This is a genomic window from Sinorhizobium sp. RAC02 (assembly GCF_001713395.1).
Lineage (GTDB): Bacteria > Pseudomonadota > Alphaproteobacteria > Rhizobiales > Rhizobiaceae > Shinella.
Map to the genome: position 1 here is coordinate 409,513 of NZ_CP016452.1, position 18,669 is coordinate 428,181.

Annotated in this window: 19 protein-coding genes; 14 read left to right on the top strand and 5 right to left on the bottom strand. The window is 63.7% G+C overall.

The annotated features are described in order from the left end of the window. Window positions 1-2 precede the first annotated feature (2 nt). On the bottom strand, window positions 3-563 hold the full coding sequence (locus tag BSY16_RS23090; protein ID WP_286157327.1) for a DUF2585 domain-containing protein: 561 nt from the start codon (window positions 561-563) through the stop codon (window positions 3-5). Window positions 564-674: 111 nt separating this feature from the next. Here BSY16_RS23090 and BSY16_RS23095 point away from each other — a divergent pair, with 111 nt between their 5' ends. The 4 genes from BSY16_RS23095 to BSY16_RS23110 are packed head-to-tail and all read left to right on the top strand — an operon-like array spanning window position 675 to window position 3,034. Next, window positions 675-1,691 (top strand): fumarylacetoacetate hydrolase family protein, encoded by a 1,017-nt coding sequence (locus BSY16_RS23095; protein ID WP_069062195.1) that lies wholly within the window; start codon window positions 675-677, stop codon window positions 1,689-1,691. Between the two features lie 3 nt (window positions 1,692-1,694). Continuing rightward, window positions 1,695-2,339 (top strand): maleylacetoacetate isomerase, encoded by a 645-nt coding sequence (gene maiA / locus BSY16_RS23100; RefSeq protein ID WP_069062196.1) that lies wholly within the window; start codon window positions 1,695-1,697, stop codon window positions 2,337-2,339. Window positions 2,340-2,396: 57 nt separating this feature from the next. Further along, the gene (locus BSY16_RS23105; RefSeq protein ID WP_069062197.1) at window positions 2,397-2,639 is read left to right on the top strand and encodes a type II toxin-antitoxin system VapB family antitoxin; all 243 of its coding nucleotides are present in this window, start codon (window positions 2,397-2,399) and stop codon (window positions 2,637-2,639) included. Beyond that, window positions 2,639-3,034 (top strand): type II toxin-antitoxin system VapC family toxin, encoded by a 396-nt coding sequence (locus BSY16_RS23110; protein ID WP_069062198.1) that lies wholly within the window; start codon window positions 2,639-2,641, stop codon window positions 3,032-3,034. Before BSY16_RS23105 ends, BSY16_RS23110 begins: the two co-directional genes overlap by 1 nt. Before the next feature lie 36 nt (window positions 3,035-3,070). Here BSY16_RS23110 and BSY16_RS23115 read toward each other — a convergent pair whose 3' ends face one another. Beyond that, window positions 3,071-4,552: an NAD-dependent succinate-semialdehyde dehydrogenase gene (locus tag BSY16_RS23115; RefSeq protein WP_069062199.1), complete on the bottom strand. Its 1,482-nt coding sequence runs from the start codon at window positions 4,550-4,552 to the stop codon at window positions 3,071-3,073. Between the two features lie 96 nt (window positions 4,553-4,648). Beyond that, complete coding sequence (locus tag BSY16_RS23120) at window positions 4,649-5,926, bottom strand: 4-aminobutyrate--2-oxoglutarate transaminase (protein ID WP_069062200.1); 1,278 nt, start codon at window positions 5,924-5,926, stop codon at window positions 4,649-4,651. Window positions 5,927-6,139: 213 nt separating this feature from the next. Here BSY16_RS23120 and BSY16_RS23125 point away from each other — a divergent pair, with 213 nt between their 5' ends. From BSY16_RS23125 to BSY16_RS23145, 5 genes are all read left to right on the top strand, one after another. Further along, entirely contained in the window at window positions 6,140-6,955 is an 816-nt protein-coding gene (locus tag BSY16_RS23125) for a MerR family transcriptional regulator (RefSeq protein ID WP_069062201.1), read from the top strand. Between the two features lie 381 nt (window positions 6,956-7,336). Beyond that, entirely contained in the window at window positions 7,337-7,789 is a 453-nt protein-coding gene (locus BSY16_RS23130) for a c-type cytochrome (RefSeq protein ID WP_069062202.1), read from the top strand. A gap of 24 nt (window positions 7,790-7,813) precedes the next feature. Beyond that, the gene (locus BSY16_RS23135) at window positions 7,814-9,160 is read left to right on the top strand and encodes a nitric-oxide reductase large subunit (protein ID WP_069062203.1); all 1,347 of its coding nucleotides are present in this window, start codon (window positions 7,814-7,816) and stop codon (window positions 9,158-9,160) included. Window positions 9,161-9,222: 62 nt separating this feature from the next. Then, window positions 9,223-10,026 carry a CbbQ/NirQ/NorQ/GpvN family protein gene (locus BSY16_RS23140; protein WP_069062204.1) on the top strand — a complete coding sequence of 268 codons (804 nt, stop codon included), beginning with the start codon at window positions 9,223-9,225 and terminating at the stop codon, window positions 10,024-10,026. Between the two features lie 8 nt (window positions 10,027-10,034). Continuing rightward, window positions 10,035-11,933, top strand: coding sequence for a nitric oxide reductase activation protein NorD (locus BSY16_RS23145; RefSeq protein WP_069062205.1), 1,899 nt, complete (start codon window positions 10,035-10,037; stop codon window positions 11,931-11,933). A 58-nt stretch (window positions 11,934-11,991) separates the two neighbouring features. Here BSY16_RS23145 and hemN read toward each other — a convergent pair whose 3' ends face one another. Continuing rightward, window positions 11,992-13,344 (bottom strand): oxygen-independent coproporphyrinogen III oxidase, encoded by a 1,353-nt coding sequence (hemN, locus tag BSY16_RS23150; RefSeq protein ID WP_069062206.1) that lies wholly within the window; start codon window positions 13,342-13,344, stop codon window positions 11,992-11,994. Window positions 13,345-13,570: 226 nt separating this feature from the next. Here hemN and BSY16_RS23155 point away from each other — a divergent pair, with 226 nt between their 5' ends. The 4 genes from BSY16_RS23155 to BSY16_RS23170 are packed head-to-tail and all read left to right on the top strand — an operon-like array spanning window position 13,571 to window position 16,057. Next, entirely contained in the window at window positions 13,571-13,849 is a 279-nt protein-coding gene (locus BSY16_RS23155) for a DUF2249 domain-containing protein (RefSeq protein ID WP_069062207.1), read from the top strand. Window positions 13,850-13,876: 27 nt separating this feature from the next. Continuing rightward, window positions 13,877-15,229, top strand: coding sequence for a hypothetical protein (locus BSY16_RS23160; RefSeq protein ID WP_069062208.1), 1,353 nt, complete (start codon window positions 13,877-13,879; stop codon window positions 15,227-15,229). Window positions 15,230-15,231: 2 nt separating this feature from the next. Next, complete coding sequence (locus BSY16_RS23165; RefSeq protein WP_150130110.1) at window positions 15,232-15,753, top strand: DUF2249 domain-containing protein; 522 nt, start codon at window positions 15,232-15,234, stop codon at window positions 15,751-15,753. A 4-nt stretch (window positions 15,754-15,757) separates the two neighbouring features. Further along, on the top strand, window positions 15,758-16,057 hold the full coding sequence (locus BSY16_RS23170) for a metal-sulfur cluster assembly factor (RefSeq protein WP_069062210.1): 300 nt from the start codon (window positions 15,758-15,760) through the stop codon (window positions 16,055-16,057). Between the two features lie 39 nt (window positions 16,058-16,096). Here the strand turns inward: BSY16_RS23170 and BSY16_RS23175 are convergent, their stop codons facing one another. After that, complete coding sequence (locus BSY16_RS23175) at window positions 16,097-17,311, bottom strand: NnrS family protein (protein ID WP_069062211.1); 1,215 nt, start codon at window positions 17,309-17,311, stop codon at window positions 16,097-16,099. Window positions 17,312-17,525: 214 nt separating this feature from the next. Here BSY16_RS23175 and nirK point away from each other — a divergent pair, with 214 nt between their 5' ends. Then, window positions 17,526-18,668 (top strand): copper-containing nitrite reductase, encoded by a 1,143-nt coding sequence (gene nirK / locus BSY16_RS23180; protein WP_069062212.1) that lies wholly within the window; start codon window positions 17,526-17,528, stop codon window positions 18,666-18,668. Window position 18,669 lies beyond the last annotated feature (1 nt).

Consider the following 18,669-nt stretch of genomic DNA (forward strand, 5'->3'; position numbering starts at 1 on the left):
AGTTAGCCGCCCTGCCAGGCCTTTACCGCTTCCATCGGCCAGACGAGCATCAGGATGTTCAGCGCCAGTCCGTCACGGATGAGATAGATCGTCGTCGCCTCGAAGATGACGATCAGCGCGACGCTCGCCCAGACCGGCAGGCGCGCGGCAAGGAAGAAGCCAATGACCATGGCGAGGATGTCCGCGCTCGAATTGATCACGCTATCGCCGAAATAATCGAGCGAGATCGTCGATTCACGGTAACGGTTGATGATCATGTCGGTGTTTTCGAGGATTTCCCAGGCGCATTCCACGATGAGCGCGAGCACGAGGCGCACATTGATGCTCGCCTTGGGCAAGATCAGTGTGAAGAAGCCGAAGAACAGAATGCCGTGGATGATATGGCTCGGCGTGTACCAATCGGACAGATGTTGCGAGTTTTCCGAAGAAAAAACGACACCATGCCAGAGTTTGACATATCCGCACTTGCAGATCAGCTGCTGACCCATCGTATAAAGGATGATGGCCGTCGCGGCGGTGAAGCCGAGGACGATCAGCAGGGAATTTCGGACCGAGCGGTTCAAGCGGGATTCCTTGAGAATGCGATGCGCCGTGGGAGCGGCGCACGAGGGTGGAGACAGGCGCCGGAAGATGACACAGTTTGACGGCTGCAAACAAGATCGGGAGAGACACGCATGAAACTTGCGACGCTGAAGAATTCCACCCGTGATGGCCGGTTGGTGGTCGTCTCGCGCGATCTGACGCGCTGCTCGGAAGTGGGCCATATCGCCCGCACCTTGCAGGATGCGCTGGACGACTGGGACCATGTCGCGCCGCGGCTGGGGCGTGTCGCCGAGGGGCTGGAAACCGGCTCGCAGCCGACCGCCCGTTTCCATGAGCACGACGCCGCTTCTCCCCTGCCGCGCGCCTACCAGTGGGCAGACGGCTCCGCGTACGTCAATCACGTCGAATTGGTGCGCAAGGCCCGCAATGCCGAGATGCCGGATAGTTTCTGGACGGACCCGCTGATGTACCAGGGCGGCTCCGACAGTTTTCTGGGACCGCGTGACCCCATTCTCGCCGCCGACGAGGCTTGGGGCATCGACATGGAAGGCGAAGTCGCCGTGATCGTCGGCGATGTGCCGATGGGGGCCAGCGTGGAGGAAGCGCGCGCGGCGATCAAGCTGGTCATGCTCGTCAACGATGTCTCGCTGCGCGGCCTCATCCCGGCTGAACTCGCCAAGGGCTTCGGCTTCTTCCAGTCGAAACCGTCCTCCACCTTTTCCCCCGTCGCCGTGACGCCCGATGAGCTGGGCGACGCCTGGGACGGCGGCCAGCTGCACCTGCCGCTGCTTGTCTCGATCAACGACCAAGCCTTCGGCAAGGCCAATACCGGCATCGACATGACCTTCGATTTCGGCCAGCTCGTCGCCCATGCGGCAAAGACCCGGCCGCTCGTCGCCGGTTCGATCATCGGCTCCGGCACCGTTTCCAACAAGCTCGACGGCGGGCCCGGCAAGCCGGTCTCGGAGGGTGGTGCTGGCTATTCCTGCATCGCGGAAATCCGCACTATCGAGACGATTGTCAACGGCGCTCCGAAAACGCCTTTCCTGAAATTCGGCGACACCGTGCGCATCGAGATGAAGGACAAGACGGGTCATTCGATCTTCGGCGCGATCGAGCAGACCGTACAGCAATACGAGAAGGGCTAAAGAGTGAACGACGACATCGTGCTCTTCGACTACTGGCGCTCCTCCGCCAGCTATCGTGTGCGCATCGCGCTCGAAAGCCTCGGCTTACCCTATCGGCGGATTTCGGTTGATCTGCTCGCGGGAGAGCAGCGTGCGCCGGAGCATCGCGCTCGAAACCCCCAGGGCCTTGTTCCGGCCCTGGTGATCGATGGGCAGACGTTGACGCAATCCCTCGCAATCATCGAATACCTCTGCGAAACGCGCCCGGAGGCGCGTTTCCTGCCGGCCGATCCGCTCGGCCGGCAGCGAGTACGTACACTCTCCTGCGCCATCGCCATGGAAATCCATGCCGTCTGCAACACGGGCGTCATCAACCACGTCCTGGAGATCACCGGGGGAGGGGAAGAGGCTCGCGTCGGCTGGATGAAGAAATTCATCGGCGAGGGCCTTGTGGCCGTCGAAGCGTTGCTCGACAATCCGGCAACCGGCACCTTCTGCCACGGCGACACGCCCACCATGGCCGATTTCTGCCTTGTGCCGCAGGTCTACAATGCGGAGCGCTGGGGCGTCGACATTGCCGGCCTCACCAAAATACGGCGCATTGCGGAAACCTGCCTGGCGCTCCCGGCCTTCCTGGCGGCGCATCCGCAGGCGGTGAAACCGGCCTGATCTTTTGGAACGGGACGCGGCATGTTATATATATCCTCAGCAAGGGAAGGATATACCATGCCGCTCTATGTCAAGGACCAGGAGGTCGACCGGCTCGCCGAGAGACTGTCCACGCTACGCAAGGTCAGCAAGACCGAGGCGGTGCGGCAGGCGCTTGCGCATGAATTGGAGCGGGTGGAGGGCGAGCCGACACTGGTGGAAAAGGCTCTGGCTTTTGTTCGCGAACTCGATGCCAAATACCCCAAAAAAGGCCCGCCCGCCGACAAGGCCTTCATCGATAGGCTCTATGAGGACGACTGATGTTCGTCGATGCGTCGGCCTTCGTTGCGATCCTAGCCTATGAGGAAGGGGCGGAGGAGCTTTTGGCGCGCCTGCAGCGAGCCGAGATCCGGTATACGTCCCCCATGGCCGTTTGGGAGACCTCACTGGCACTCGGGCGCCAGCGCCAGCTTGCGCCTATGGATGCTCTCAAACTCGTCACGGATTTCATGAAGCTGCTCTTCGTCACAGTCGAACCCGTCAATCTGGAGATTGGCGAAATGGCCGTTGGCGCTCATCAGCGCTTCGGCAAGGGCCGGCATCCGGCTGCGCTCAATTTCGGCGACTGTTTCGCCTATGCCTGCGCGCGGCAACTCGGCATGCCGTTGCTCTACAAGGGCGACGACTTTTCGCAGACGGATATCGATGCCGCATAAGAATCGCCCCGCACGAGGCGGGGCGATCCGAAAACATCAGGCGACTTCGCCCATGCAGACATATTTCATTTCCAGGTAGTCATCCGCACCATGGGCGGAGCCTTCACGGCCGAGGCCGGACTGCTTGATGCCGCCGAAGGGTGCGGCTTCGGAGGAAATGATGCCCGTATTCACGCCGACCATGCCGTATTCCAGCGCTTCCGCGACCTTCCAGACCTTCTTCAGGTCACCGGCGTAGAAATACGCGGCAAGGCCGAACTCTGTATCGTTCGCCTGTTCGATCACATCCTCGACCGTGTCGAAGCGGAAGAGCGGCGCGACGGGGCCGAAGGTTTCTTCCCGCGCAACCGTCATGCCGCGCGCAACGCCCTTCAGAACGGTCGGCTCGAAGAAGGTGCCGTTGCCTTCGACGCGCTTGCCGCCGGCCACCACCGTAGCGCCCTTCGAAACGGCGTCCGCAATATGCGCCTCGACCTTTTCGATTGCTGCTTCCTCGATCAGCGGACCGATCGTCGTACCCTTGTCGAAACCGCTGCCGACGGACAGTTCGGCGACCTTCTTTGCCAGCTTTTCGGCGAAGGCATCATAGACGTTCGACTGCACATAGAGCCGGTTGGCGCAGACGCAGGTCTGGCCAGCGTTACGGTACTTGGAGGCCATAGCGCCTTCCACGGCCGCGTCGATATTCGCGTCGTCGAAGACGATGAAGGGCGCGTTGCCGCCGAGCTCTAGGCTGACCTTCTTGATTTGGTCGGAGCACTGGCGCATCAGGATGCGGCCGACCTCGGTCGAACCTGTGAACGAGATTTTCCGGACCTTCGGATTGAAGCAGAGCTCCTTGCCGATCGCCGGGCCGTCGGTGCCGAGAATGACATTGAAGGCGCCGGCCGGGATGCCGGCCTTTTCGGCGAGCACTGCGAGGGCGATTGCCGAAAGCGGCGTCTGCTCGGCGGGCTTCGACACCACCGTGCAGCCGACGGCGAGTGCGGGGGCGACCTTGCGGGCGATCATCGCGGCCGGAAAATTCCAGGGCGTGATCGTGCCGACGACGCCGACCGGCTGCTTGATGACGAGCATGCGCTTGTCGACGGACGGGGCAGGGATCGTCTCGCCGTTGATGCGCTTGGCTTCTTCCGCATACCATTCAACATAGGACGCTGCGTAGAGGATTTCGCCCTTGGCTTCGGCCAGCGGCTTGCCCATTTCGGCTGTCAGGATCGCGGCCAGTTCATCGGCATTGGCGACGATGAGATCGAACCACTTGCGCAGCAGCACGCTACGGTCCTTGGCCGGGCGGGCAGCCCAGGCCGGCTGCACCTTGTAGGCAGCGTCGATGGCGGCGGCGGTTTCGTCGGCGCCCATTTCCGGCAGCGTCGCGAGTTTCTCGCCGGTCGCGGGGTTGAAGACGTCAAAGGTCTCGGCACCGTTGCCGCCGATCCAGTTGCCGTTGACGTAACCTGCATCGCGCAGGAATTCGGTCGACTTTAGGTGCTTGGTGAGAGCATCGTAGAAGGCCATGATGTCGCTCCTTGCGGAAAAGAAAGGGCGTTCACCCGGAGCGTATGCCCCGGGTGTTGCCTTGGGAGGATGTGGTTCAGTCTTGCGCGTTGCCGATCAGGCGGCGCGGGCTTCGATCATCGCGGCTTCGAGGATATCGAGCGCCTCGGCGAAAACCGCGTCCTGGATGGTGATCGGCGCCAGGAAGCGGATGACGTTGCCATGCACGCCGCAGGTGAGCAGGATCAGGCCCTTTTCGAGGGCTTTCAGGCGCACCTTGTTGGCGAAGTCGGCGCTCGGCAGCTTCGTCGAAACGTCGTTGAACTCGACGGCGTTCATGAAGCCCGGTCCGCGGATATCGACGATTTCCGGAACCTTGTCCTGCAGAGAGGCAAGGCGCTGCTTGAGGCGCGCGCCGAGATTTTCGGCGCGGTTGCAGAGGTCTTCGTCCTTGATGACATCAAGCACGGCATGGGCCGCCGCAACGCCGATCGGGCTGCCGGCATAGGTGCCGCCGAGGCCGCCCGGGCCGGGCGCATCCATGATTTCAGCGCGGCCGGTGACGGCAGCGATCGGGAAACCGCCGCCGAGGCCCTTGGCCATGGTCGTGATGTCGGCCGCGATGCCGTAGTGCTCCATGGCGAAGAGCTTGCCGGTGCGTGCAAATCCGGTCTGCACTTCGTCGGCGATGAGCAGGATGCCGTGCTGGTCGCAGATTTCGCGCAGCGCCTTCATGAAGGCGACCGGGACCGGGTAGAAGCCGCCTTCGCCCTGTACCGGTTCGATGATGATCGTCGCAACGCGGTTCGGATCGACGTCGGCGGCAAAAAGCTTCTTCAGCACGCCGAGCGACTGCTCGGTGGTGGTGCCGTGCATTTCGACCGGGAAGGGCGCATGGAAGACGTCGGCCGGCATGGCGCCGAAACCAACCTTGTAAGGCACGACCTTGCCGGTCAGCGCCATGCCCATGAAGGTGCGGCCGTGGAAGCCGCCGGAAAAGGCGATGACGGCCTGGCGGCCGGTGGCTGCGCGGGCGATCTTCACGGCGTTTTCGACAGCCTCGGCGCCGGTGGTGACGAAGATCGTCTTCTTGGTGAAGTTGCCGGGGGTGATGGTGTTCAGGCGCTCGGCAAGCTCGACATAGTTCTCATAGGGCACGACCTGGTGGCAGGTGTGCGTGAAACGGTCGAGCTGCTTCTTGACGGCTTCGATGACGCGCGGATGGCGATGGCCGGTGTTGACGACGGCGATGCCGGCCGCAAAATCGATGTAGCGGTTGCCTTCCTTGTCCCAGATTTCCGCATTCTCCGCACGGTCAGCGTAGATCTGCGTGGTCATGCCGACGCCACGCGAAATGGCGGCGTTCTTGCGGTCTGTAAGGGGCGTGGCGGTCATGGCGCTATCCTGAATCTGGAGGCTTCGTTCAATAACTTACATTTTTTCTGCAAGCTTCTTGTGGAATTCCTACATTTTTTCTGCAAGAATGCAATGGACATTTTAAGCCCGCACTATGACGGATTTTGCGGCGGCAGACCCATACTCGAAATCGAGCGCAGTCCGCCGGGAATGCTATAAAAGACACTACTACAGAATCAGGGATTTGGCGCGATGGGTTCCGAGGAGCCGGTGCACTACAAGGTGGCGGAAGCCGCACGGCTCGCCGGCGTTTCGGCGTCGACGCTCAGGCTTTGGGAAACGCAGGGCCTCGTCGTGCCGGGCCGCTCGGAGACCGGCCACCGCCAATATAGCGGCGACGACGTCGCGCGGCTGAAGCGCATCGCCTGGTTTAGGACGGAACGCGGCCTCAACCCGGCCGCCATTCGCGAGGCGCTGGAAGCCGAAGAGCCCAGTGCTGAAGCGCATTCCCCCGACGGCGAAGCGCCGCAAGGCGTCGGGCGAAAGCTGCGAAGCCTGCGCCATGCGACGGGTAAGACCCTGGAACAGGTCGCCGGCGATATCGGTATCGCCACATCGGTGCTTTCCACCTTCGAACGCACCTCGCAGGGCGTGACCTTCCGCGTGCTGCACGACCTCGCAGCCTATTACGATACGACCGTCTCGAAACTCTCGGGCGAAGAAGAAAACGACAACCGTTCGGTTGTCAGGGCAGGGGAATGGAAGTTCTGGCCGGAAACCTCTCCGGGCGTCACCGTACAGGTTTTGGCGGACGGACGAAACATGATGGATTGCCATCGCTTCGTGCTCGCCCCCGGCGCCTCCTCCGACGGGGCCTACAAGCATGAGGGCGAGGAATTCGTACACGTGCTCTCGGGCCACATCGAAATGGTGCTGGACGGCCACGAGTTCCACGACCTCGGCCCCGGTGACAGCCTGTACTTCGAAAGCTGCCGCCGCCACGCCTGGCGCAACCGCCACGACGGCGAGACGGTGCTGATCTGGATCAACACCCCACCGACGTTCTAGCCGAAACGGCTATGCCGCGATGTTTCGTGCGAATTCGCTCGGTGGGTAGCCCAACTTGCGGCTGAAGGCCCTTGCAAGGCGATAGCCGAACCTCTCCGCAGCTTCCCCCAGTGATCCTAGTCCCGCGCAGGGTATCTTCGGCAAGCGCCACCCTCGATTTCATGGAGCTGCGTGCTGTTTGCTGCTTGCTCTCGCACGCGCGGTCGTCGTCACGCTCATCGGCTGACGAACCGTCCCGTTCTTTGCCAATGCGCAAAGAAGGCTTTCTTCCTGGCGCTAGAACCCAAGACGTCCCGCACTGCCGGCGAGGGGCTCGCCGGCAAGCCAGTCGGCGGGTTTGGCGCCGGGCTCGCAGGGCCTCGGCAAGGAAAGGATCAGGGGATGGCAGAGCGCCTAACCAAGACCGGGGCCCGCAATGTCTTCTATGGCGGGTCCATCTTCTTCTTCGCGATCTTCGTGGGGCTTACGGCCCACTCTCACTACTACATACGCACCACCTCCACCGACGAGACCACGCTGAGCGACAGCGTCGCACGCGGAAAACATGTCTGGGAAAAGAACGCCTGTATCAACTGCCACACGTTGCTTGGCGAAGGGGCCTATTTCGCGCCCGAGCTCGGCAATGTGTGGAAGCGCTATGGCGGCGTCGATGACCCGGAAGGCGCGCGCGAGGCCTTGAAGGCCTGGATGGCTGCCCAGCCGAGCGGGGCGGAAGGCCGGCGGCAGATGCCGCAGTTCAACCTTACCGAACAGGAACTCAACGATCTGGCCGATTTCCTCGAATGGACGAGCCGGATCCTGACCCAGAACTGGCCGCCGAACGATGCCGGCTGACCGACAAGCGCCCAGGAGAAAGACATGAAATATCAAACGCAAAAGGTCGCGATGCTGTATTTTTACGGCGCGCTCGGCCTGTTCCTCGCCCAGGTGCTTTTCGGGGTTCTCGCCGGCACGATCTACGTGCTGCCGAATGTGCTGTCCGAGCTTCTGCCCTTCAACATCGTGCGCATGATCCACACCAATGCGCTCGTCGTCTGGCTGCTCATGGGCTTCATGGGCGCGACCTACTACATGATCCCGGAGGAGACCGAGACGGAGCTTTACAGCCCGAAGCTCGCCGTCCTGCAGTTCTGGATGTTCTTCATCGCGGCCGGCCTGACGGTCGTCGGCTACATGTTCCGCATCCATGAGGGCCGTGAATTCCTCGAACAGACCTTCATTGCCAAGGTCGGCATCGTCGTAGTGGTGCTGATGTTCCTGTTCAACATCACCATGACGGCGCTGAAGGGCCGCAAGACCACGGTCATCAACATCCTGCTCTTCGGTCTTTGGGGCCTCGCGCTCTTCTTCCTGTTCGCCTTCTACAACCCCATCAACCTGGCGCTCGACAAGATGTATTGGTGGTACGTCATCCACCTCTGGGTCGAGGGCGTCTGGGAGCTGATCATGGCCTCCGTGCTGGCCTTTCTGATGATCAAGCTCAACGGCATCGACCGCGAGGTCGTGGAAAAGTGGCTCTATGTCATCGTCGGCTTGGCACTCTTCTCGGGCATTCTCGGCACCGGCCACCACTATTACTGGATCGGCGCGCCGGGTTACTGGCAGTGGATCGGTTCGCTGTTTTCGACACTGGAAGTGGCGCCGTTCTTCACCATGGTCATCTTCACCTTCGTGATGACCTGGAAGGCCGGCCGCAACCATCCGAACAAGGCGGCGCTGCTGTGGTCGATTGGCTGCTCGGTCATGGCCTTCTTCGGCGCCGGGGTCTGGGGCTTCCTGCACACGCTGTCGTCGGTGAACTACTATACCCATGGCACGCAGGTTACCGCCGCGCACGGCCATCTCGCCTTCTTCGGCGCCTATGTGATGCTGAACCTCGCCATGATGGCCTATGCCATTCCGGAAATTCGCGGCCGCGCGCCGTTCAACCAGTGGCTCTCGATCGCCAGCTTCTGGCTCATGTGCACCGCCATGTCGGTGATGACCTTCGCGCTCACCTTTGCCGGCGTCGTGCAGGTTCACCTCCAGCGCGTGCTCGGCGAAGGCTTCATGGACGTGCAGGACCAGCTTGCGCTGTTCTACTGGGTGCGCCTCGGCTCGGGCGTCGTCGTACTCGTCTCGGCGCTGATGTTCATCTGGGCGGTGTTGGTGCCCGGCCGGGAGCGTCGCGACAGCCTCACCCGGCTGGTCCAGCCGGCCGAGTGAGTGCTGGCCGGCCCCGTCATCCCGCGGGGCCGGCACATCCTTTTGACATTACGGAGATCGAAATGAACGTCATGCTCAAGACGGCGCGTGCCGACATTCCCGCCTACAGCCCTTCGGGGAACGAATGTGCCCTCTTCGAAAAGGCGTGGGTGCGCCAGCTGCCGCTCTTGTTGAAAGGCCCGACGGGCTGCGGCAAGACCCGCTTCGTCAGCCATATGGCCGCAAGGCTCGGCCTGCCGCTGTCGACCGTCTCCTGCCACGACGATCTCTCGGCTGCCGACCTCACCGGCCGCTACCTGCTGAAGGGCGGCGACACGGTCTGGGTCGACGGGCCGCTGACGCGGGCGGTGCGCGAAGGCGGGGTCTGCTATCTCGATGAGATCGTGGAAGCCCGCAAGGACGTCGCCGTCGTGCTGCATCCGCTCACCGACGACCGGCGCATCCTGCCGCTGGAGCGCACCGGCGAGGTGCTGGAAGCGCCGCCCGGCTTCATGCTCGTCGTCTCCTACAATCCCGGCTACCAGAACCTCCTGAAGGCATTAAAACCCTCCACCCGCCAGCGTTTCGTCGCCATCGCGTTTGATTTCTTGCCGAAGGCGGAGGAGATCGCCGTCGTTGCGACCGAAAGCGGCCTGGACGAAGCCCGCGTCGCACCACTCGTCGATCTCGCGCATCGCTTGCGGGCCCTCAAGGGCCATGATCTTGAAGAGGGTGTCTCCACGCGCCTTCTCGTCTATTGCGCCTGCCTCATCGACAGCGGTGTGGCAGTACGCGAGGCCGTGCGCGCCGCAATGATCGAGCCGCTCACCGACGAGCCGGACGTCCGCGCCGCTCTTCTCGAAATCGCCGATGCGATGATCCGCTGAGGGGCATCATGCTGGATTTTCTGGAACTTGAGGAAACCGTTGGCCGGGCCTGGCATCGGCTCGTCGGCAAGACCGGCAGCTGGGCGAGCCATCCTGACCATGCCGTCCGTCTGGAGGAGATCCGGCCGGTGCTCGCCATCTGCTTCCGCGGGTTCGGCGGGGAGGGCGCGGTGCAGATCGCGCCGGCGCGTGGCCGCACATCGACGCACCGCCTGCGGCTTCGCCAGCGCATGGGCCTCGGCGAGGAGAAGCTGGTGCAGCCCGGCCGTGACCATGCAACGCTCATGCTGCCCGGCGAGATCAGCCTCTTCCCCGAGCGCGGCCTCAACCGCGACCTCTATACCTGGCTTGCCGCCGGGATGGCCGTGATGCCGCTCGACCAGGTCACCCACGATGATCCACTGCAGCGCGACCTCGCCATCCTCCAGCGGGCGGAGGCGACAGCGAAAGCCGTGCTTGTTGCCTTTCCCGGCCTTGCCCGGCGATACCAACGGCTTTGTGCCGCGACGCTCGCGGCGCGCAAAGTCCGGCCGCTGCCCTCCGTCGAGGGCCATATCGAGAACCGCATTCTCAGCCTGCTGAGGACGGGTGCGGGGCTTGCCGATGATACGCCACCGGTCATCCTCCCCCACCGTGCGCCGCCTCGATATCTGCCGATGTTGCCGGTGCCGCTCTGGCCGGAGGCATTGCTGCGCGCGGATGGGGAGGGGAGGGCAGAAGAGGACCAGCCGACAAGCGACGACACGCCGCAGGCGGGGGAGACCGGTCGGCATATTGCGCAGCGCGAAAAGGCGGAGGCCCGCAAGAGCGAGCGCAGCCCCTTCATCCTCAACCGCTTCGAGAAGATCCTGGCCATGGCGGAAATGGTCAATGTCGATCGCCCCGGCGACGATAGCGACGACCACGACGCGTCTGCGGCCGACGAGCTGGACGACATGACGCTCGGCGAGCGCAAGGGCCGCCCCGCCGCACGCTTCCGCTTCGATCTCGACCTGCCGCCCGAGGCGCTCGACCGCAAGCGCCTCACTGGCGAATTTACCTATCCCGAATGGGACTATCGCACCGCCGCCTACTTGCCGGATCATTGCCGCGTCCTTGCGTCGCCGGCACCGGATATGGCGGCGGTGCCGGAACCTGACGCCGATACCAAAAGCCTGATCGGCCGCGTGCGCCGGCAGTTCGAGGTGCTGCGGCCGCGCCATGAAATGCTGCGCGCGCAGCTCGACGGTGCCGAGCTCGATCTCGACGCCGTGGTCAGGGCGCGCAGCGACCTTGCCGCCGGCGGACAGGGCAGCGACCGGATCCACCTGATGAGCCGGCCGCAGGTGCACGACCTCGCCGTCACCATTCTCGTTGATGTGTCGCTTTCGACGGATGCCTGGTTCGACGACCGCCGGGTGCTCGACGTGGAGAAGGAGGCGTTGCTCGTGCTGGCGCACGGGCTTGCCGCCTGCGGCGACAGCCATTCGATCCTGACCTTCACCTCGCGCCGCCGCACCTGGGTGCGTATCGAGACGGTGAAGGATTTCGGCGAGCCGATGGGGCATGGCGTGGAGGCGCGCATCGCAGCGCTGAAGCCGGGTTTTTACACCCGCATCGGCCCGGCGATCCGCCATGCGGCGGCAAAGCTGCGGGAACAGCCGAACCGCCGCAAGCTTCTCCTCCTGCTCACCGATGGCAAGCCGAACGATGTCGACCATTATGAGGGACGTTTCGCGCTGGAGGATAGCCGTCGCGCCGTCAACGAGACACGGCGCTCAGGCCTCAGCGTGTTCGGCGTGACGGTCGACCGGGAGGCGCAGGCCTATGTGCCGGCGATCTTTGGGAGGAATGGTTACGCCATCGTCAGCAATATCGCTCGGCTGCCTGCGGCGCTGCCGGCGATCTATCGCGGTCTTGTGGGATAGAGGCGCACGATACCGCGAGAAAGGCCCGGCATGCGGCACCATGCCGGGCCTTTTCCGTTCAGGCGGCTTTGCTGTGCGTGCGCGCCGACTGGTCGATATAGGCGTCGAAGGCCGCAGCAACGGCGCGGACGATGAAGCGGTGGTCCTGCCGCACGGTGACCGTGCCGCCGCGAATGTCGATCCCGCCGTCCTCCTTGAGCGCGGCCAGCCGGGCATTGCCGTCGAGAAGTGGTGCCCCGTCGAAACCGTGCCGGGCGGCAAGCGTGGTGACGTCGACACGGAAATCGCACATCAGACGCTCAATGATCTCGGCGCGTAGCCGGTCTTCCGCCGTCAGTCGGTAACCCTTGACGGTGGCGAGCCGGCCGGAGGCGATGCGCTGGGCATAGAGGCCGGGCGGCACCTCGTTCTGGATGTAGCCCTCCGGTGTACGGCCGATGGCCGATGCCCCGAAGCCGATAAGCGTGGTGCAGGCGTCCGTGGTGTAACCCTGGAAGTTGCGATGCAGGCGTCCACGTCGTGCGGCCAGTGCGAGGCTGTCATCCTCCAGCGCATAGTGATCGAGGCCGATACGGACATAGCCGGCTGCGGCGAGCGTGTCGGCGATCACCTCGGCCTGCTCCGCGCGCAGTGCCGCATCCGGCAGGGCGCGTTCGTCGATCAGTCGCTGGTGTTTCTTGAAGGAGGGGATATGGGCATAGCCGAAGACGGCGAAACGTTCCGGCCGCATCAGGACGGCCGCCTTTGCCGTCTCGATGCAGGAGGCCACCGTCTGGTGCGGCAGGCCATAGATGAGGTCGAAATTGATGCCCTTGATGCCGGCCATGTGCAGCCGCGCCACGGCCTCGGCCGTCTGCGCCTCGCTCTGGATGCGATTGATCGCCTTCTGCACGACCGGGTCGAAACTCTGTACGCCGAGGCTGGCGCGGGTGACGCCCGTCGCGCCAAGTGCATCGGCCATCTCGGGCGTCAGGGTACGCGGATCGATCTCGACGGCGATTTCCATGCCGGCGGTGAAGGTGAAGCGGGCGCGCAGAAGGCCGATCAGGTCGCGGAATTCTTCCGGCTGCATGATCGTCGGCGTGCCACCGCCAAAATGCACATGACGGATTCTCGGGCGATGGCCGACCCTCTCCGCGACGAGGCCGATCTCTTTGCGCAGCATGTCGATGTAGTCGAGAATCGGCGCGTCTCGTTGGGCGATGGTGGTGTGACAGCCGCAATACCAGCACATGGACCGGCAGAAGGGGATGTGAAGGTAGAGCGAGGCGTTCGTGCCCGGCTTGATGGCGGAGAGCCAGTCGCCGTAGGTGCCGGCGCCGACGGTGGGCGAGAAACCGGGCGCTGTCGGATAGCTCGTATAGCGCGGCAGCCGCGCTTCGCCGTATTTCTCGATCAGATCCTGTCGCATGGGCTTTCCTCTGTCTGGATGGTCGATTGAGGAAAACCTAGGGCCGGGATGAAGGGGCTTCTTTGCGCAAAGCCAAGCACCAGGTGCTGTGGTCCGCATTTCCGGTTTTGTTTGCGGTTGATCAAAGTGACGGGAAGGTCGTGCGGTTAGCGTCAGGCGGTTCCGGTCGGGTCGGGCCGTGCCTTCCGGAACAGGATCGGAGCGGCCGGGACGGAAACACCAGACCATGTCAGACCACCAGGAAAAACCCGCCATCGACGTCCGTACTGTTCCGCCGCGCGAGCGACATTCGCGCATCTTCGGCATGCTCGGCGCATTGCTGCCCGGCAAATCCATGCTGATCACCAGCGACCATGACCCACGCCCGCTGCATTACCAGCTCGAAACGAATTTTCCCGGACAGTTCGGCTGGGATTATCTGGAAGAGGGTCCGGTCGTCTGGCGCGTCGAGATCGATCGGTTGGAAGACGGCGGCTGCGACTGCTGCTGCGGTGCGGACCATTAGAACTGGACGCGGCGAGGGAGAAACGACATGCCGGGCGCCACGCTCTCTCGCTGGACCATGTCCTATTTCGCCGCCGCCTGTCTGATGCTGGTCGCGGGGCAGGGCCTGATGGTTACCGGCTACGGCTATCCGGATGCCGCTGTCGGTGCGCCGGAGACGCTGGTGGTCGTCCATGTCATTGCGATCGGTTGGCTGAGCCTGTTGATGGCGGGCGCGCTGCTGCAATTCGTACCGGTTCTCATCGTCCGCCCCCTCGTTGGCGGGCGGTTTGCCGCGCCGGCGCTGGTTCTGCTTGTAGGTGGCCTTGCGTTTCTTGTCGGCGGGTTTGTTGCGCTTTCCGATACGCTGGCCCTGCCGCTCTTTCTTTTGCCGCTTGGCGGCAGTGTGCTTTTCGGTGGTTTTGGGCTTGTCGCCGGCATTATTGCCGTGACGCTTTGTGCCGCGCGTCCCCTGCCGCTGCCGGCCCGCTTCGTCGCGACGGGGCTCGTTTCTCTCGTCGGCACAATCCTGCTCGGTGCCAGCTTTACCCTGGTGCTGTCGGGCTCCAGCGAAAATGCGCTGCTGGCCCGGCTGGTCGCCGACGGTGTGGAATTGCATGCGGTGCTCGGTCTTGGGGGCTGGCTCAGCGTCACTGCGGCCGGCGTCAGCTATCGTCTGCTTGCCATGTTCCTGCTGGCGCCCGAGATTGAGCGGCGGACAAGCCGTGCCGTCTGGTGGCTGGCGAGCGTTGCGATCGGGCTCGCCGCCGCCTGTGTCCCGCTTGTGCTGTTTGCGCTTTCCGGCGCGAACCTGCTGTTTGCGGCCGTGCTGCTGCTGACATTGGTGGCTGCGTTGCTCTACGGCGGGGATGTCCTCGGCATCTATCGCGCACGCAAACGCAGGCAGGCCGAACTGAACATCCGCGCGGCTTTTCCCGCCTTCGTCGCGCTTGCCGTCGCAATTGCCCTCGTCAACGTACCCGCAATTCGCACCGGCGAGGTGGTGATGGCGCTGTCCTATCTCTTCGTTTTCGGCTGGCTGACCGGCCTCGGGCTTGCTCAACTCTACAAGATCGTCGCTTTCTTCACCTGGCTGGAAGCCTATGGCCCGGTGCTCGGCCGGGCGCCGGTGCCACGTGTGCAGGACCTCGTCGACGAGACCCGCGCGCGTATTGTGTTCTGGATCTATTACAGCGCGGTGGCGGCGGCGACGCTTGCGCTTTTCGCGGACACGCCCGTTCTTTTTCGCGGTGCCGTCTGCCTGCAGCTTGCCGCCACGCTGGCGTTGATGCGCGAGTTCATCCGCGCCCGTCGGCTTTCTGTCGTTCCGCTGGCGCTCCGTGCACCGCCCGGCATGATACGGCCACACCTCTTTCTGCCCCTATCCGCTTCAAGGAGATGACCATGCCCGACATTTCAACCGAGATCGCGCCGAATGTGCTCGACGTGCGGCCGATCCTGCGCAGCGGCGGAGAGCCGTTCCAGGCGATCATGGAGGCGGTGCAGGAGCTTCGTCCCGGGCAGGGCCTGAAACTCCTCGCCACGTTTCGGCCGCAGCCGCTGTTTCGCGTCATGGCGAGCCGGGGCTTCGATCATCAGGTCCGCGAGGTCGAGGACGGCGACTGGGAGGTGCTGTTCACGCCGCAGACGGATACGGCACCGGTCGAAATCTCCGCTGATGCCGAACGGCCCGAGACCTGGCCGGACCCGGTCCGGCACCTCGATCTTACCGATCTCGACCCGCCGGAGCCCATGGTGCGCATCCTGGCGGTCGCGGAAGAGCTGGCGCCGGGAGAGGTGCTCTTCGCACTGCTGTCCCGCGAGCCGTTGTTCCTTTTCCCGGAACTGACGAAGCGCGGCCACCAGTGGGCCGGCAATTTCGACGAAACGGGCTCGGCCTACCGCATCCTCGTGCGGAAGGGCTGAAGCGATGGGCGACGGAGAGAAAGCAAGGCTTGCGGACGATATCCGCGATGCCCTGCGCATGATCATCGACCCCGAGATCGGCCGTAACATCGTCGATCTCGGGCTGATCTATGCGGTGGATGTGGAGGATGGCGGCATTGCTCGCGTCACCATGACCACGACGACACGTGGCTGCCCGGCCGGCGATTATCTCAAGGAGGCGGTCGGCAACTGCGTCTGGTACGTGCCGGGCGTCGAATATGCCGAGGTGCACATGACCTACGAGCCGCCCTGGACGCCGGAGATGATGACGGAAGCATTTTGAAGAGAACGGCCCGGAGAGGAAAACTCCGGGCCGTTTGATTCAGAGCGGCGTACGGCGCTTGCGGGCGAGGATCGGCGCATATTCCAGGCAGAACAGGCTGAAGGCCGCGATCCAGAGGAGGCCGGCGGCGGCGTAGATCTGCGGGCTGGCAGCAGGCAAGATTTCTCCAAGCGGGCGCACCAGCGCGCACAGGATCAGGGCGGCATAGGAGGTGACGGTGAGGCGCGAGGCGGTCAGCGCACGACCGGTATGGCCGAGGCTCGCCCGCGTCATCACCGCCAGCATCATGCCGGCGATAGCACCGACCGAAAGGAGGTGCAGCACGGATCGTTCTTCCAGGTAGCCGAGGGCGCTGACGCCGATGGCCGCGAAGCCGAGCGGCACGAAGGCATAGGCGACGTGGAGAACGGCGATCAGTTTTTCCGGCCTCGTCGTCCAGCCGCGCCAGCGGTGGAGGCGGATGCAGTGCAGGGCGGCGACTGCAAGGCCGAGCCCCGCCGTCGCCGGGTGCTCGGGTGCGACCGTCCAGGCGGCGAGGGCGCAGATGCCGCCGATGATCGCGACGCTGTCGAAGTGATTGTAGGGCATGGGAAAATCCGTGCGGCCGGACTTGTTCAGCCAGTTGCGCGTGAAGCTCGGCAGGATGCGGCCACCAACGATCATCACCAGCATGACATAGGCGGAGACCGCAAGGCGGATCGCAAGGTGGTCATGCTCGCCATCGATGGCTGCCACGTGGAAGAGGCCGTTTGCGAGTGACAGCGCCAGCAGGCCGGCAAGCACCTTCAGGTCCTTCCACTTGCGCCCCGCCACGATCTCGCGCGTGCAGATGGCAAGGAGTGCGGGCAGGAAGAGGCCGTCGATGACCGCCGCCGGCACCACGCCGATCTGCTCGGTGGCAAGCAGGGCGGCGCGGCCGGCGCACCACAGGGCGAAAAGCCCGCCAAGCGGCCAGCCAGATACCGGCAGGCGTCCCGTCCAGTTCGGCACGGCCGTCAACAGAAAGCCGGCGAGCACTGCGGAGGCGAAGCCGAAAAGCATTTCGTGTGCGTGCCAGTTGGGCGCGCCATATTCGCCGGCAAGATCCATGCGGCCGGTGAGCGCGGTAATCCAGAGCGCCATCGCCACGATGGCCCAGACGCCGCCGCCGAGAAAGAACGGCCGGAAGCCGTAGGAAAACAGAACCGGGCCGGTGCGGGAAAGGCCGCGCGGGACGGCGCGGCTGACGCGCGCTGCGGGTTGACTGGCAGTCATGATCGTCTCGTTCCTTTGCAATTGTCAGCTTGTTCTAGGACAGATGCGCGGCGCCTTCTTTGCGAGATGGCAAAGAGCAAATCAGCCTCTGCCAAAATGCCGCATCGGCCGGGAAGGCCTGTTTGTCCCATCACAAACAGGTCGGCGCGAATGCTCCTAGAACAGAGAGGACCGGGCGAAACACCGCTCCGTTCTTTCAAAAAGGAGAACAGCAATGACCGAGCAGTTTCAGATGACACGCCGCACCATTCTCGGCGGAGCCGCCTTTGCCGGCGTCCTGACGCCGATCATTGCGGCGTCGATGGCGCGAGCGGAAGGCGGCGCGATCGAGACCAATGCGGTCGCGACCGCAGCCGACGTCGCCAAGCTCGAAAAGGTGAAGATCGAACTGGTAAAGCCGCCCTTCGTGCACGCCCACAGCCAGAAAGCCGAGGGCGGACCGAAGGTCTACGAATTCACCATGACGATCGAGGAGAAGAAGATGATCCTCGACGACAAAGGTACGGAAGTGCACGCCATGACCTTCAACGGTTCGGTTCCCGGCCCGCTGATGGTCGTGCACCAGGGCGACTATGTCGAACTGACGCTGATCAACCCCGATACCAATGAGCTGCAGCACAATATCGATTTCCATTCGGCGACGGGTGCGCTTGGCGGCGGTGCGCTGACCGTGGTCAATCCCGGTGAGCGCACGGTGCTGCGCTTCAAGGCCACCAAGGCCGGCGTCTTCGTCTACCACTGTGCACCTCCCGGCATGGTGCCGTGGCACGTCACCTCGGGCATGAACGGCGCGATCATGGTGCTGCCGCGCGAAGGCCTGACCGATGGGCACGGCAAGGAGCTGACCTATGACCACGTCTACTATGTCGGGGAGCAGGATTTTTACGTGCCGCGTGACGCACAGGGAAACTACAAGAAATATCCCAGCGTCGGCGAGGCCTATACCGACACGCTGGAGGTCATGCGCACGCTGACCCCGAGCCATATCGTCTTCAACGGCGCCGTCGGCGCGCTGACCGGTGACAATGCACTGAAGGCCAAGGTGGGCGAGAAAGTGCTGATTGTGCATTCGCAGGCCAACCGCGACACCCGTCCGCACCTCATCGGCGGGCATGGCGACTATGTCTGGGCGACCGGCAAGTTTCACAATATGCCGGATGTCGACCAGGAAACCTGGTTCATTCCGGGCGGTACGGCAGGCGCTGCCTTCTATACTTTCGAGCAACCCGGCATCTACGCCTATGTCAACCACAACCTGATCGAAGCCTTCGAGCTAGGGGCTGCCGGCCACTTCGTGGTTACCGGTGAATGGAACGACGACCTGATGACCTCGGTCATGCCTCCGAGCGGCGTCTGAC